The sequence below is a fragment of the Streptomyces sp. HM190 genome (assembly GCF_009857135.1).
Taxonomy (GTDB): Bacteria; Actinomycetota; Actinomycetes; order Streptomycetales; family Streptomycetaceae; genus Streptomyces; species Streptomyces heilongjiangensis.
In genome coordinates, this window is record NZ_CP047318.1 from 1,800,027 (window position 1) to 1,815,638 (window position 15,612).

Annotated in this window: 10 protein-coding genes and 3 rRNA genes; 3 read left to right on the forward strand and 10 right to left on the reverse strand. The window is 66.8% G+C overall.

What is annotated here, in order from left to right:
- Positions 1-4 precede the first annotated feature (4 nt).
- Positions 5-352: a sterol-binding protein gene (locus GSY65_RS07370; protein WP_159766551.1), complete on the forward strand. Its 348-nt coding sequence runs from the start codon at positions 5-7 to the stop codon at positions 350-352.
- Here GSY65_RS07370 and GSY65_RS07375 read toward each other — a convergent pair.
- From GSY65_RS07375 to GSY65_RS07390, 4 genes are all read right to left on the reverse strand, one after another.
- Positions 336-1,262 carry an ABC transporter ATP-binding protein gene (locus GSY65_RS07375; protein ID WP_159766552.1) on the reverse strand — a complete coding sequence of 309 codons (927 nt, stop codon included), beginning with the start codon at positions 1,260-1,262 and terminating at the stop codon, positions 336-338. The genes GSY65_RS07370 and GSY65_RS07375 overlap by 17 nt on opposite strands.
- Positions 1,259-2,308 carry a FecCD family ABC transporter permease gene (locus tag GSY65_RS07380; protein WP_159775687.1) on the reverse strand — a complete coding sequence of 350 codons (1,050 nt, stop codon included), beginning with the start codon at positions 2,306-2,308 and terminating at the stop codon, positions 1,259-1,261. The genes GSY65_RS07375 and GSY65_RS07380 overlap by 4 nt, the downstream gene beginning before the upstream one ends.
- A gap of 11 nt (positions 2,309-2,319) precedes the next feature.
- Entirely contained in the window at positions 2,320-3,366 is a 1,047-nt protein-coding gene (locus GSY65_RS07385; RefSeq protein WP_159766553.1) for a FecCD family ABC transporter permease, read from the reverse strand.
- Between the two features lie 81 nt (positions 3,367-3,447).
- Positions 3,448-4,476: an HAD hydrolase-like protein gene (locus GSY65_RS07390; RefSeq protein WP_159766554.1), complete on the reverse strand. Its 1,029-nt coding sequence runs from the start codon at positions 4,474-4,476 to the stop codon at positions 3,448-3,450.
- Between the two features lie 114 nt (positions 4,477-4,590).
- Between GSY65_RS07390 and GSY65_RS07395 the strand changes: the two genes are divergently transcribed.
- Entirely contained in the window at positions 4,591-5,880 is a 1,290-nt protein-coding gene (locus tag GSY65_RS07395; RefSeq protein ID WP_159766555.1) for a DUF1015 domain-containing protein, read from the forward strand.
- 75 nt (positions 5,881-5,955) lie between these two features.
- Here the strand turns inward: GSY65_RS07395 and GSY65_RS07400 are convergent, their stop codons facing one another.
- From GSY65_RS07400 to GSY65_RS07425, 6 genes are all read right to left on the reverse strand, one after another.
- Positions 5,956-6,885, reverse strand: coding sequence for a tetratricopeptide repeat protein (locus tag GSY65_RS07400; RefSeq protein ID WP_201452771.1), 930 nt, complete (start codon positions 6,883-6,885; stop codon positions 5,956-5,958).
- On the reverse strand, positions 6,777-8,063 hold the full coding sequence (locus GSY65_RS07405) for a hypothetical protein (RefSeq protein WP_236580190.1): 1,287 nt from the start codon (positions 8,061-8,063) through the stop codon (positions 6,777-6,779). Before GSY65_RS07405 ends, GSY65_RS07400 begins: the two co-directional genes overlap by 109 nt.
- A 205-nt stretch (positions 8,064-8,268) precedes the next feature.
- Positions 8,269-8,385, reverse strand: a 5S ribosomal RNA gene (gene rrf, locus GSY65_RS07410).
- Between the two features lie 105 nt (positions 8,386-8,490).
- Positions 8,491-11,614 (reverse strand): 23S ribosomal RNA (locus GSY65_RS07415).
- A gap of 307 nt (positions 11,615-11,921) precedes the next feature.
- Positions 11,922-13,448, reverse strand: a 16S ribosomal RNA gene (locus tag GSY65_RS07420).
- The 16S, 23S and 5S rRNA genes sit together here, the layout of an rRNA operon.
- 537 nt (positions 13,449-13,985) lie before the next feature.
- Positions 13,986-14,627, reverse strand: coding sequence for a DNA-3-methyladenine glycosylase (locus GSY65_RS07425; protein ID WP_159766556.1), 642 nt, complete (start codon positions 14,625-14,627; stop codon positions 13,986-13,988).
- A 199-nt stretch (positions 14,628-14,826) separates the two neighbouring features.
- On the opposite strand from GSY65_RS07425, the gene GSY65_RS07430 reads away from it, so the two are divergent.
- Positions 14,827-15,609 carry a sporulation protein gene (locus GSY65_RS07430; RefSeq protein ID WP_159766557.1) on the forward strand — a complete coding sequence of 261 codons (783 nt, stop codon included), beginning with the start codon at positions 14,827-14,829 and terminating at the stop codon, positions 15,607-15,609.
- The last annotated feature ends 3 nt before the right edge of the window (positions 15,610-15,612 follow it).

Here is a 15,612-nt window from a genome sequence, read left to right on the forward strand (position 1 = left end):
CACGATGGCAACGATTGAGGAGTGCCGCGCGGCGCTCGAGAAACTCTCGGACAACATGGCAGGCGCCGACGGACACGTGCGCGAGGCGACGGCCCTCGACCGTTCGGTCAGCTGCCACATCAGGGACCTCGACGTCACCTTCGTGGGCCGGATGCGCGACGGCCGGATCGAGGTGCACGACACCCTTCAGGGCCCGCCGTCCGAGAAGGCCCAGATCCGCCTCGCCATGACGGGCGACGACCTGGTGGCCCTCGTCCACGGGGACCTGCACTTCGCCAAGGCCTGGGGTTCGGGCCGGGTGAAGCTGGAGGCGGGCTTCCGGGACCTGCTCCAGCTCAGGAAGCTTCTGTAGCGACGGCCTTCGCCTCCCGGCCGCGGGCCCGCGCGCGACCCTCGGCGCCGCTCCGTGCTCTGCGGGCCGCCGGCACCACCAGCGGTGTGCCCGTCTCCGGGTCGTCGATGACCTGGCAGCGCAGCCCGAAGACCTCCTCGACCAGCTCCGCGGTGACGATGTCGCCGGGCGCGCCCTCGGCGATGACCTCGCCGCCGCGCAGGGCGATGAGATGGGTGGCGTACCGGGCGGCGTGGTTGAGGTCGTGCAGCACGGCGACGAGGGTGCGGCCCTGTTCCTCGTGCAGCTCGGCGCACAGGTCGAGCACGTCGATCTGGTGCTGGATGTCGAGGTAGGTCGTCGGCTCGTCGAGGAGCAGCAGCGGGGTCTGCTGGGCGAGGGCCATGGCGATCCACACCCGCTGGCGCTGCCCGCCGGAGAGCTCGTCGACGTAGCGGTCGGCCAGCTCGGCGACGCCGGTGGCCTCCATGGACTCCCGGACGACCCGCTCGTCCTGCGCCGACCACTGCCGCAGCAGCCCTTGGTGCGGATAGCGTCCGCGGCCGACCAGGTCGCCGACGGTGATGCCGTCGGGCGCGATCGACGACTGGGGCAGCAGGCCGAGGGTCCGCGCGACCTGCTTCGCGGGCATCGACTGGATGGCCTGCCCGTCGAGGAGCACCCGCCCCCGGGACGGCTTCAGCATCCGGGACAGAGCCCGCAGCAGCGTGGACTTGCCGCAGGCGTTGGGGCCGACGATCACGGTGAACGAGTGGTCGGGGATCTCCACCGACAGCTGCTCGGCGATGACCCGCTGGTCATAGGCGAGGGTGACGTTCTCGGCGGACAGGCGGTTCACAGTGCTCCTCTGGTTGTTCTCGTTCACCGGGCCCGCCGGCCGCACCGACGCGTTCGGGTCGGGGCGGCTCATATCCGCCCGGCCTTGCGCTCCGTGACCAGCAGCCACAGCAGATAGACGCCGCCGAGGACACCGGTGACGACCCCCACGGGCAGCTGGTCGGCGCCGAACGCCCGCTGGGAGGCCCAGTCCGCGACGACGAGCAGCGTGGCGCCCATGCACAGCGAGGGCACCAGGTTGGGGCCGGGGGACCGGGTGAGCCGCTTGGCGAGCTGGGGCGCGGTGAGGGCGACGAAGCTGACGGGTCCGGCGGCGGCGGTGGCCCCGGCGGTGAGCAGGACGGCGGACACCATCAGCAGCATGCGCACCCGCTCGACCCGCACGCCGAGGCCGTACGACACGTCGTCGCCCATCTCCGTCATCCGCAGCCCGCGCGCGTTGGCGAGGATGACGGGCACGAGGATCGCGCACATGATCAGCAGGGGCCGGACCTGCTCCCAGTCACGCCCGTTGAGCGATCCGGTCATCCACACGACCGCGCGGGCCGCGTCGACGATGTCGGCCTTGGTGATCAGATAGCTGTTGACGGCCGTGGCGACCGCGGAGACACCGATGCCGACGAGCACCAGCCGGTACCCGTGCACGCCCCGCTTCCAGGCCAGCAGGTAGATCGCGAGGCCGGTGAACAGGCCGCCGCCGAGCGCGCCGAGGGCGACCTGGTCGGCGTCCCCCGAGAACAGCACGATCACGACCAGCGCGCCGGCTGTGGCGCCCTGCGAGAGGCCGAGGACGTCGGGGCTGCCCAGCGGGTTGCGGGAGATGGACTGGAACAGCGCCCCGCCCAGCCCGAGCGAGGCCCCGACGAGCAGTCCGACCAGGACCCGCGGCAGCCGCAGGTCGTTGATGATCAGCTCCTGGCTCGGGTCGCCGTCGCCGAGCAGCGTCCTGACGACGTCGGCGGCGGGGATCGGGAAGTCGCCGGTGCCGATGAGCACGACACTCGCGGCGAGGGCCGCGAACAGCAGCACCACGACGACGACGAACGCCCGTACGTCGAGGCGCACCGAGAGGCCGCCGGGTGAGCGGAGCGCGCGGTTGCGCACGGCGGGCTTGCTCATGACCTGCGTCTTCACAGCTGCGCCGTCCTCCGCCGTCGTACGAGAAAGATGAAGACCGGCCCGCCGAGGACGGCGGTGACGATGCCGACCTGGAGTTCCGCGGGCCGGGCCACCACGCGGCCGATGACATCCGCGCCGAGCAGCAGCACCGGCGACAGGACGGTCGCGTACGGCAGGATCCAGCGCAGGTCGGGTCCGGTGAAGGAGCGGACGACGTGCGGGACCATCAGTCCGATGAACACGATGGGTCCGCAGGCGGCGGTGGCGGCCCCGCACAGCACGGTGGCGGCGGCCATGGACAGCGCCCTGGTGCGGTTGAGGTCGGCGCCGAGGGCGCGGGCGGTGTCGTCGCCCATGGCCACCGCGTTCAGCGGGCGGGCGAGCAGGAGCGCGACGACCGTACCGGCCACGAGGAACGGCAGCACCTGCTCGATCGTCTCGCCGGTCGCCGAGGCCAGGGAACCCACCGTCCAGAAGCGCATCTTGGCCAGCGCCGCCCCGTCCATGATCATCACGGCTTGGAGGTAGCCGTACAGGGCGGCGCTGATCGCCGTACCGGCCAGCGCGAGCCGTACGGGCGTCGCGCCCCGGCTGCCGCCGAGGAACCACACCAGTGCCCCGACGGCCGCCGACCCGAGGAACGCGAACCACACGTACCCCGTCAGCGAGGTGACGCCGAAGTAGGTGATGGCGGTGACGACGGACGCGGACGCGCCCGCGTTGATGCCGAGCAGGCCCGGGTCGGCCAGCGGGTTCCGGGTGAGCGCCTGGAGGACGGCCCCGGCCAGGCCGAGCGCGGCACCGGCGAGCAGTCCGAGCAGGGTGCGCGAGACGCGCTCGCCCACGACGACGTCGCCGTACGTCCCCGTGTCCGCGAACAGGCCGTGCCAGACCTGCGCGAGGGACAGCTCCTTCGCGCCGATCGCGATGCTCGCCAGCGCGACCAGGGTCAGCAGGCCGACGGATACGAGGAGGCCGGCGGCACGCGTCGCCGCCCTGCGGTTCGGGGGCGCGGGGGCGGTCTCCGCGCGCGGTTCGGGGGGACTCTCGACCAACACCCGGTTAGGTTAGCCTATCCTCCCTTGCGACTCGATCCTGCCCTCGCACACCGGTGAGGAATCACCGTGCCCTCGCACCTCTCACCACCCGAGCCGCGCCAGCGCCTTCTCGGCGTCCAGCTCGCAGGAGCCCTCGCCTGCCGCCGTCCACGCCGCCGCGCACAGTGCCCGCAGTCCGTCGAGGGGCTCGCCCTCGCCGTCCAGCAGCAGCCGCTCGCTGTCGGCGGTCGCCGTCCAGCCGCCGCACCCGAAGCCCGTGCCGTCGGCGGCGACTTCGGGCTGCCCGGTGAGCAGCCCGCGCAGGTCGGCGTCGACGTAGGTGGGCCGGTGCTGCGGCGGTGCGGCGAGGAGGCGGGCGCCGTCGGTGACTCCGGTGAGGACGAGCAGCGAGTCGACCTCGCCGTTGAACGCGCCCTCGATGTCCGTGTCGAGCCGGTCGCCGACCACCAACGGCCGCCGGGCGCCGGTCCGCAGGATGGTCTCCTTGTGCATCGGCGGGAGCGGCTTGCCCGCCACCTGCGGCTCGGCTCCCGTGGCGATCCGGACCACCTGGACCGCCGCCCCGTTCCCCGGCGCGATGCCCCGCGCGCTCGGGATCGTCAGGTCGGTGTTGGACGCGAACCACGGAAGCCCGCGCGCGATGGCGTAACTCGCCTCCGCGAACCGCCCCCAGGGCAGGTCGGGCCCGCCGTACCCCTGTACGACGGCCGCCGGATCGTCGTCGGCGGACTCGACGGGTTCCAGACCCCGCTCACGCAGCGCGACCCGCAGCCCCTCACCGCCGATGACGAGTACACGCGCACCGGCCGGCAACTGTTCGCTCATCAGCCGGGCCACGGCCTGCGCCGACGTGATGACGTCACCGCCCTCGGCCGGTATGCCCAGTTCGGTGAGGTGCTCGGCCACGGCGTCCGGTGTCCGCAGCGCGTTGTTCGTGACGTACGCGAGGTGCATTCCGCCCGCGCGGGCGGTACCGAGGGACTCGACGGCGTGCGCGATCGCGGTCCCGCCCGCGTACACCACCCCGTCCAGATCGAGCAGCGCCGTGTCGTACGCCTCGTGCAGGGCCTGCCCGCTGCCGTCGGGCCGCGTCCTGACTGCCTGGCTCATTGCACACCGCTCCTCGCTCGACACCGGTACGCGCACGTACCCACCCGGTCGTCCATCGGTCCGATCGCTTCCCCCGATCATCGCGCATGGCACTGACACACATACGATGCACCAATGAAGAACGCAGGTCCCGCGGAGGAGACCCCGGCGCGCAGCGGCCTCGAACTGACCCCGTTCCGGGGCCTTCGCTACGACCCCGACCGGGTCGGCAGCCTGGCCGCGGTGACGTCCCCGCCGTACGACGTGGTCGTGCGGCCGGACGGTCTGCTCCATCTGGAGTCCGCCGACCCGTACAACATCGTCCGCCTGATACTTCCCCAGGCCGGCACTCCGGCCGCCAGGAACGAGCAGGCGGCCGAGACGCTGCGCCGCTGGCTCGCCGACGGTGTCCTGGCCGCCGACTCCGTGCCCGGCCTGTACGTCTACGAGCAGGCTGACGGCAGCATCCTCCAGCGCGGTCTCATCGGTGCGCTGCGCCTCTCGGAGCCCGCCGACGGCGTGGTCCTCCCCCACGAGGACGTCATACCGCACGTCATCGCGGACCGCGCGGCTCTGATGCGGGCGACGTCCGCCAACATGGAGCCCCTGCTCCTGACCTACCGGGGCAACGGTTCCACCGGCGCGACCGCCGTGGTCGAGCGGACCGTGGAGGGCCCCCCGCTCCTCTCCACGACCACCGAGGACGGCTTCAACCACCGCCTGTGGGCGGTCACCGACCCCGGCGACCTCACCGAGATCCAGGCGGATCTCGCCCGTCACCAGGCCCTCATAGCCGACGGCCACCACCGCTGGGCCACCTATCTGCGCCTGCGCGCCGAGCATCCCTCCCCCAGCCCCTGGGACTACGGCCTGGTCCTGCTGGTGGACACGGCCCGCTACCCCTTGCGGGTGAGGGCGATCCACCGCCTTCTGCACGGCCTGCCGGTATCCGAGGCGCTGACCGCCCTGGACGGCCGTTTCCGCGTACGGCGCCTGGACGTCCCGCTGCCGGAGGCCCTGGCGGTCCTGGCGGACGCGGCATGCGCCGGCAACGCGTTCCTCCTCGCCGGCGACGGCGCCTTCCACCTCGTGGACCGCCCGGACGCGGACCTCCTCGCCCGTACGATCCCCGCCGACCGCCCGCCGGCCTGGCGCACCCTGGACGCGACGGTCCTGCACGCCACGCTCCTGCGCCATGTCTGGCGGATCCCCGAGGACTCACCCGCGCACGTCGCGTACATCCACGACACGGCCGCGACGGTCGAGAAGGCGGAACGCGACGGCGGCACGGCCGTCCTGATGCACCCGGTCCGCGAGGAGGTCGTCCGCGACCTGGCCCGCCAGGGCGTCACCATGCCCCGCAAGTCCACGTCGTTCGGCCCGAAGCCGGCCTCGGGCCTGGTCCTGCGCGCCCTGCACCTCTAGGCACCGGCCCGCATACGGAAAGGGGGCGGGATCCACAACGGGATCCCGCCCCCTTCCGGTGCCCACGAACCGAGGTCAGCCCTGGCCGGTCTCCCGGCCGGACCCGCCCGCGGAGCCTTCGGCGTCCACGCCGTCCTTGCCCTCGTCGTCGTCCGTGTCGTCGTCCGTGTCGTCTGCGACGGTGTGGTTCTCCTCCACGGCCACGACGTCCTCGTCCACGGCCGTCGTCAGATCACGAGGCTCGGCGTCCTCCACGGGCAGGCTGTCGCCGTCGTCCTCACGCACGTCCTGCCGCTCGTCCTGCTGCTCGTCCTGGTCGTCGACCTCGATGAGTGCGTCGACGAACTCGACGCCGTCCATCTCCGCGAGCCGGTCGGAGGCGTCGGTGCTGCCGTCCTTGTCTGCCTCGACGGCCTTGGCGAACCACTCCCGCGCCTCGCCCTCACGCCCCGCGGCGAGCAGGGCGTCGGCGTACGCGTACCGCAGTCGCGCGGTCCACGGCTGTACGGAGTGGGAGGCCAGCTCGGGGCTCTGCAGGGTCACGATGGCCGCGTCGAGCTGCCCCATGTCCCGGCGAGCGCCGGCCGCCACGAGCCGCATCTCGACCTGGCCGGCCTTGTCCAGCTTGTGCACCTCGGGCGCCCCGGCCATGTCGAGCGCCTTCTCGGGCCGCCCGAGCCCTCGCTCGCAGTCCGCCATGACGGGCCACAGGTCCACGCTGCCGGTCATCCGCCGCGCGGCCCGGAACTCGGCGAGCGCCTCGCTGTACTTCTGGGTGGCGTACGCGGCGAAGCCGGCCGCCTCCCGCACGGCGGCGACGCGCGACGCCAGCCGCAGGGCGACCCTGGAGTAGTCGTACGCGCCCTCGGGGTCCTCGTCGATGAGCCGGGCGACCATCACCAGGTTCCTGGCGACATCGTCCGCGAGCGTCTTGGGCAGGCTCTGCAGCTCCTGCCGTACGTCCTTGTCGATCTCCTCGCCGGTGACGTCCTCGGGGATCGGCAGCCGCTTGATGGGCTCGCGCTCCCGGTCACGGTCCCGATCGTCACGGAAACGCCCGCCGCCGCGCCGATCGTCACGCCCACGGTCGTCGCGCCCCCGGAAGCCACCGGGCCGACCGCCCCGGTCGTCACGCCGGGGTCCGCGCCCGCGGTCGTCGCGCCCGCCGCGGAAACCGCCACGGTCACCGCCACGGCTGTCACCACGGTCGTCACGCCGGTCGTCACGCCGGTCATCGCGACGGAAGCCACCACGGTCGTCGTCACGACGGTAGGAGGGACGGTCACCCTCACGCCGCTCACCACGGTCGTCCCGGCGGTCGTCACGGCGGAAGGGCGGCCTGTCGCCGTCCCTGCGGTCGTCACGGCGGAAGTCGTCACGGCGGTCGTCCCGGCGAAACGGCGGGCGACCACCCCGGTCGTCGCGTCCCCGGTCGTCACGCCCGCCGCGGAACCCACCACGGTCACCGCCACGGCTGTCACCACGGTCGTCACGCCGGTCATCGCGACGGAAGCCACCACGGTCGTCGTCACGACGGTAGGAGGGACGGTCACCCTCACGCCGCTCACCACGGTCGTCCCGGCGGTCGTCACGGCGGAAGGGCGGCCTGTCGCCGTCCCTGCGGTCGTCACGGCGGAAGCCGCCACGGTCACCGCTGTCACGTCGGTCGTCCCGCCGATCGTCGCGACGGAAGGCGGGGCGGTCGTCCCTGCGGTCGTCCCTGCGGTCGTCACGGCGGAAGGCAGGGCGGTCGTCGCGGCGGACGTAGCCGCCTCGGTCGTCGTCGCGTCGGTCGTCACGGCGGAAGGCCGGACGGTCGCCGTCGCGGCGGAAGCCACGGTCGCGGTCGTCGCCACGACGGTCGTCGCGACGCGGGCCACCGGCACCGGGACGGTCGTCGCGACGGAAGCCGGTCCGAGGCCCACGGTCGCCTTCGCGACGGTCGTCGCGCCCGCCACGGAAACCACCGCGGTCGCCACTGCGGTCGCCGCCACGGTCGTCACGGCGGAAGCCGCCGCGATCGCCTCGGTCTCCCCGATCGCCGCGGTCGTTACGGTCGTTGCGGTCGTTGCGGTCATCGCCACGGCGGAATCCGCCGCGTCCGTCGTCTCGCCGGCCGTAGCCACCGCGGTCGTTGTCGCGTCGGTCGTTGTCGCGACGCGGGCCACCGCGGTAGCCACCACGATCACCACTGTCCCGTCGCCGCTGGTCGCGCTCCGGTCGATCGTCGGGAGAGTTGGTGGACATGGTGACTCCTGTCTTCGGTACCGCAAGTCATTCTCGCGCAGCCGGGTAGCCGACGCGCTCCGGGCTGTGCTTGTTCAGGAACAACAAAAAGGACCCCTGGTCCCAGCTGAACGCTGGTGACCAGGGGTCCTGTCAAAGATTGTTCGGCGGCGTCCTACTCTCCCACAGGGTCCCCCCTGCAGTACCATCGGCGCTGTGAGGCTTAGCTTCCGGGTTCGAAATGTAACCGGGCGTTTCCCTCACGCTATGACCACCGAAACCCTATTGGTTTCGAGCGAACAAGCACACTTTTCAGTTAAATGCTCAGCTCAAAGCCGACAACTGTTCGTTGTCTCAGAACTGACACAGTGGACGCGAGCAACTGAGGACAAGCCCTCGGCCTATTAGTACCGGTCACCTCCACACGTTACCGTGCTTCCAGATCCGGCCTATCAACCCAGTCGTCTACTGGGAGCCTTACCCCATCAAGTGGGTGGGAGTCCTCATCTCGAAGCAGGCTTCCCGCTTAGATGCTTTCAGCGGTTATCCCTCCCGAACGTAGCCAACCAGCCATGCCCTTGGCAGAACAACTGGCACACCAGAGGTTCGTCCGTCCCGGTCCTCTCGTACTAGGGACAGCCCTTCTCAAGACTCCTACGCGCACAGCGGATAGGGACCGAACTGTCTCACGACGTTCTAAACCCAGCTCGCGTACCGCTTTAATGGGCGAACAGCCCAACCCTTGGGACCGACTCCAGCCCCAGGATGCGACGAGCCGACATCGAGGTGCCAAACCATCCCGTCGATATGGACTCTTGGGGAAGATCAGCCTGTTATCCCCGGGGTACCTTTTATCCGTTGAGCGACGGCGCTTCCACAAGCCACCGCCGGATCACTAGTCCCGACTTTCGTCCCTGCTCGACCCGTCGGTCTCACAGTCAAGCTCCCTTGTGCACTTACACTCACCACCTGATTGCCAACCAGGCTGAGGGAACCTTTGGGCGCCTCCGTTACCCTTTAGGAGGCAACCGCCCCAGTTAAACTACCCATCAGACACTGTCCCCGATCCGGATCACGGACCCGGGTTAGACATCCAGCACGACCAGACTGGTATTTCAACGACGACTCCCCCTGAACTGGCGTCCAGAGTTCACAGTCTCCCAGCTATCCTACACAAGCCGAACCGAACACCAATATCAAACTGTAGTAAAGGTCCCGGGGTCTTTCCGTCCTGCTGCGCGAAACGAGCATCTTTACTCGTAGTGCAATTTCACCGGGCCTATGGTTGAGACAGTCGAGAAGTCGTTACGCCATTCGTGCAGGTCGGAACTTACCCGACAAGGAATTTCGCTACCTTAGGATGGTTATAGTTACCACCGCCGTTTACTGGCGCTTAAGTTCTCAGCTTCGCCCACCCGAAAGTGAGCTAACCGGTCCCCTTAACGTTCCAGCACCGGGCAGGCGTCAGTCCGTATACATCGCCTTACGGCTTCGCACGGACCTGTGTTTTTAGTAAACAGTCGCTTCTCGCTGGTCTCTGCGGCCACCCCCAGCTCACCGAGTAAATCGGATCACCAAGCGTGGCCCCCCTTCTCCCGAAGTTACGGGGGCATTTTGCCGAGTTCCTTAACCATAGTTCACCCGAACGCCTCGGTATTCTCTACCAGACCACCTGAGTCGGTTTAGGGTACGGGCCGCCATGAAACTCGCTAGAGGCTTTTCTCGACAGCATAGGATCATCCACTTCACCACAATCGGCTCGGCATCAGGTCTCAGACTACATGCCAGGCGGATTTACCTACCCGACGTCCTACACCCTTACCCCGGGACAACCACCGCCCGGGATGGACTACCTTCCTGCGTCACCCCATCACTCACCTACTACAAGTCTGGTTCGTCGGCTCCACCACTCCCCTTCACCCGAAGGCTCCGGGGCGGCTTCACGGACTTAGCATCGCCTGGTTCGATGTTTGACGCTTCACAGCGGGTACCGGAATATCAACCGGTTATCCATCGACTACGCCTGTCGGCCTCGCCTTAGGTCCCGACTTACCCTGGGCAGATCAGCTTGACCCAGGAACCCTTGGTCAATCGGCGCAAACGTTTCTCACGTTTGTATCGCTACTCATGCCTGCATTCTCACTCGTCAACCGTCCACAACTCGCTTACACGGCTGCTTCACCCGGCAGACGACGCTCCCCTACCCATCACGATCCCCGTTGGGGGTACATATCGCAATGACACGACTTCGGCGGTACGCTTGAGCCCCGCTACATTGTCGGCGCGGAATCACTAGACCAGTGAGCTATTACGCACTCTTTCAAGGGTGGCTGCTTCTAAGCCAACCTCCTGGTTGTCTCTGCGACTCCACATCCTTTCCCACTTAGCGTACGCTTAGGGGCCTTAGTCGATGCTCTGGGCTGTTTCCCTCTCGACCATGGAGCTTATCCCCCACAGTCTCACTGCCGCGCTCTCACTTACCGGCATTCGGAGTTTGGCTAAGGTCAGTAACCCGGTAGGGCCCATCGCCTATCCAGTGCTCTACCTCCGGCAAGAAACACACGACGCTGCACCTAAATGCATTTCGGGGAGAACCAGCTATCACGGAGTTTGATTGGCCTTTCACCCCTAACCACAGGTCATCCCCCAGGTTTTCAACCCTGGTGGGTTCGGTCCTCCACGAAGTCTTACCTCCGCTTCAACCTGCCCATGGCTAGATCACTCCGCTTCGGGTCTTGAGCGTGCTACTCAAACGCCCTGTTCGGACTCGCTTTCGCTACGGCTACCCCACCCGGGTTAACCTCGCAACACACCGCAAACTCGCAGGCTCATTCTTCAAAAGGCACGCAGTCACGACGTTGAGTGCAAGCACTCAACGCGACGCTCCCACGGCTTGTAGGCACACGGTTTCAGGTACTATTTCACTCCCCTCCCGGGGTACTTTTCACCATTCCCTCACGGTACTATCCGCTATCGGTCACCAGGGAATATTTAGGCTTAGCGGGTGGTCCCGCCAGATTCACACGGGATTTCTCGGGCCCCGTGCTACTTGGGTGTCTCTCAAACGAGCCGCTGATGTTTCAGCTACGGGGGTCTTACCCTCTACGCCGGACCTTTCGCATGTCCTTCGCCTACATCAACGGTTTCTGACTCGCCTCACAGCCGGCAGACTGTGAAAGAGAGATCCCACAACCCCGTATACGCAACCCCTGCCGGGTCTCACACGCATACGGTTTGGCCTCATCCAGTTTCGCTCGCCACTACTCCCGGAATCACGGTTGTTTTCTCTTCCTGCGGGTACTGAGATGTTTCACTTCCCCGCGTTCCCTCCACTTGCCCTATGTGTTCAGGCAAGGGTGACAGCCCATGACGACTGCCGGGTTTCCCCATTCGGACACCCCCGGATCAAAGCCTGGTTGACGACTCCCCGGGGCCTATCGTGGCCTCCCACGTCCTTCATCGGTTCCTGGTGCCAAGGCATCCACCGTGCGCCCTTAAAAACTTGGCCACAGATGCTCGCGTCCACTGTGCAGTTCTCAAACAACGACCAACCACCCACCACCCCGAACCACCCGGTTCGAGTTCACTGGGGCCGGCACCGAAGGGCGACCATCACGGCCGCACCCTCAGACACCCAACAGCGTGCCCGACACGATCAGTCGATGAGCTTCGCGTTCCACGCCGAAGCAGTACTAGCGCTCTCATCCATCCCGACCGTGCCGAATAATCAACGTTCCACCCATGAGCGTCCAGCATCAGACATTCGCTGATGTTCTGGCGTCTGGACCCCCCGAAAGAGGCCAGGTGCTCCTTAGAAAGGAGGTGATCCAGCCGCACCTTCCGGTACGGCTACCTTGTTACGACTTCGTCCCAATCGCCAGTCCCACCTTCGACAGCTCCCTCCCACAAGGGGTTGGGCCACCGGCTTCGGGTGTTACCGACTTTCGTGACGTGACGGGCGGTGTGTACAAGGCCCGGGAACGTATTCACCGCAGCACTGCTGATCTGCGATTACTAGCAACTCCGACTTCATGGGGTCGAGTTGCAGACCCCAATCCGAACTGAGACAGGCTTTTTGAGATTCGCTCCGCCTCACGGCTTCGCAGCTCATTGTACCTGCCATTGTAGCACGTGTGCAGCCCAAGACATAAGGGGCATGATGACTTGACGTCGTCCCCACCTTCCTCCGAGTTGACCCCGGCAGTCTCCTGTGAGTCCCCATCACCCCGAAAGGCATGCTGGCAACACAGAACAAGGGTTGCGCTCGTTGCGGGACTTAACCCAACATCTCACGACACGAGCTGACGACAGCCATGCACCACCTGTACACCGACCACAAGGGGGCACCCATCTCTGGATGTTTCCGGTGTATGTCAAGCCTTGGTAAGGTTCTTCGCGTTGCGTCGAATTAAGCCACATGCTCCGCTGCTTGTGCGGGCCCCCGTCAATTCCTTTGAGTTTTAGCCTTGCGGCCGTACTCCCCAGGCGGGGAACTTAATGCGTTAGCTGCGGCACCGACGACGTGGAATGTCGCCAACACCTAGTTCCCACCGTTTACGGCGTGGACTACCAGGGTATCTAATCCTGTTCGCTCCCCACGCTTTCGCTCCTCAGCGTCAGTAATGGCCCAGAGATCCGCCTTCGCCACCGGTGTTCCTCCTGATATCTGCGCATTTCACCGCTACACCAGGAATTCCGATCTCCCCTACCACACTCTAGTCTGCCCGTATCGAATGCAGACCCGGGGTTAAGCCCCGGGCTTTCACATCCGACGCGACAGACCGCCTACGAGCTCTTTACGCCCAATAATTCCGGACAACGCTCGCGCCCTACGTATTACCGCGGCTGCTGGCACGTAGTTAGCCGGCGCTTCTTCTGCAGGTACCGTCACTCTCGCTTCTTCCCTGCTGAAAGAGGTTTACAACCCGAAGGCCGTCATCCCTCACGCGGCGTCGCTGCATCAGGCTTTCGCCCATTGTGCAATATTCCCCACTGCTGCCTCCCGTAGGAGTCTGGGCCGTGTCTCAGTCCCAGTGTGGCCGGTCGCCCTCTCAGGCCGGCTACCCGTCGTCGCCTTGGTGAGCCGTTACCTCACCAACAAGCTGATAGGCCGCGGGCTCATCCTTCACCGCCGGAGCTTTCCACGCACATCGGATGCCCGAGCGCGTCGTATCCGGTATTAGACCCCGTTTCCAGGGCTTGTCCCAGAGTGAAGGGCAGATTGCCCACGTGTTACTCACCCGTTCGCCACTAATCCACCCCGAAGGGCTTCATCGTTCGACTTGCATGTGTTAAGCACGCCGCCAGCGTTCGTCCTGAGCCAGGATCAAACTCTCCGTGAATGTTTACCGGTCATCCGGTGCACACACACGAGAGCGGAACCACCGGAGGAATGATCCGATGGTTCACAGCGTCCTCGCTGTGTTTATTTCAAAGGAACCTCGCCCCGACCAACCGGCCGGAGACGGGGTATCAACATATCTGGCGTTGATTTTTGGCACGCTGTTGAGTTCTCAAGGAACGGACACTTCCTTTGTACTCACCCGAGCAACTTCTCGGACTTTCCTCCGGGCGCTTCCCTTCGGTCTTGCGTTTCCGACTCTATCAGATCCTTTTCCGATCCGATTCCCTGTCGGCGGGATTTGCCTTTCGGTTGTCTTGGGGCCCCTCGGTTTCCCTCGCGGCCTTTCGACATTCACTACGTTAGCCGATTCCCTCGGCAACTCATAATTGAGTTCTGCGGACTTGAATCAAGGCATGCCTGATTCGCCCCCGCCGAGGGGGTGTCGTAGGTAGTGGGTGGCCGCTTCCGGCTGCTGACTGACTGCAGTACCCGGTTCAAGCGGCTCGGGCTACGTTACGGACCGCCCGGAGGTGAGTCAAGTTCGGCGGTGGCGGGGGACGTGGGCCCGGTAGGGGCTCACCGTGGGGTCGTCGGCGATCCAGAAGCGCCACGGGTGGACGCCCCCGTCGCCCGCGACGCCGGTACGGGGGCCGTTGCGTACCTGTTCGGAACGGACAGGTGTGCCGGTCAGGATCGTGAGAGGGGGGTCGTCGGGGGAACAGGCGTCCGTGCCGTCGAGGGCCCGGTCCACGTCCAGGGCCGTGGCCAGACGGGCCGGCCCTTTGGCGAGTTCCTTGTCGTTTCGGGCCGAGATTCGACGTTTGCGGGCCAGCTCTGCGCCCTCGACGACCTCGCCGGCGCGCAGCAGGACCGCGCTCGCTCGACCCTCCGGACCGCAGACCAGGTTCATGCAGTGCCACATGCCGTACGTGAAGTACACGTACACGTGGCCGGGTGGACCGAACATCACGCCGTTGCGGGCGGTGCGGCCGCGGAACGCGTGCGAGCCGGGGTCGTTCTCCCCGTCGTAGGCCTCGACTTCGGTGAGGCGGAGGGCGATCGGACCGTCCGGCGTCGTGCGCACGAGGACACGTCCCAGGAGGTCGGGGGCGACCTCCAGGACGGGGCGGTCGAAGAAGTCGCGGGCCAGGGGCGTACGGTCGGGGGTCGCGATCATGGCGTACGAGCGTAGTCCAGACGGGTGGGGCCGATGGGTGGCGAGGAAGCGTCCTCCTTGGAAGTGTGGGGACACGGAACCGGTCACCGCCGGTTCGCGTTTGTAGGGATCAAGGGTCCACGCCGCGCAGAGCGATCCACCCACACAGAACTACAGAGCCACACAGATACACAGGCGTTGCCTGACGGGAGGAACAGACATGGGGTTCAAGCGACTGCTCGCGAGCCTGGGGGCCGGTGGCGCTTCGGTCGAGACGGTGCTGACCGAGATCAACGTGGTGCCGGGCGGTGTCGTCCAGGGTGAGGTGCGGATCCAGGGCGGCTCGGTCGACCAGCAGATCGAAGGACTGTCGGTCGGGCTTCAGGCCCGGGTCGAGGTCGAGGGCCAGGACGCCGAGTACAAGCAGGACATCGAGTTCCTGAAGCAGCGGCTCGGGGGTGCCTTCGAGCTGAAGGCACAGGCCGTGCACGTGGTGCCGTTCGGGCTGGAGATCCCCTGGGAGACGCCCGTCACGACCATCCAGGGCCAGACACTGCCGGGGATGCACATCGGCGTGACGACCGAGCTGGAGATCGCGCGTGCGGTCGACTCCGGTGACCTGGACCCGATCAACGTGCACCCGCTGCCGGCGCAGCAGGCGATCCTGGACGCCTTCATCCAGTTGGGCTTCCGCTTCAAGAACGCGGACATGGAGCGCGGCCACATCCGGGGCACGCGGCAGAAGCTGCCGTTCTACCAGGAGATCGAGTTCTACCCGCCGCAGCAGTACCACGGTCTCAACCAGGTCGAGCTGAGCTTCGTCGCCGACGAGCGCGAGATGGACGTCGTGCTGGAGATGGACAAGAAGCCGGGTCTGTTCAGTGAGGGCAGCGACTCGTTCCGTTCGTTCCGGGTGGGACTGCAGGACTACGGGAACACGGACTGGGCCGCCTACCTGAACCAGTGGCTGTCGGAGGTCGGCAGCAAGCGGAGCTGGTTCTAGGCT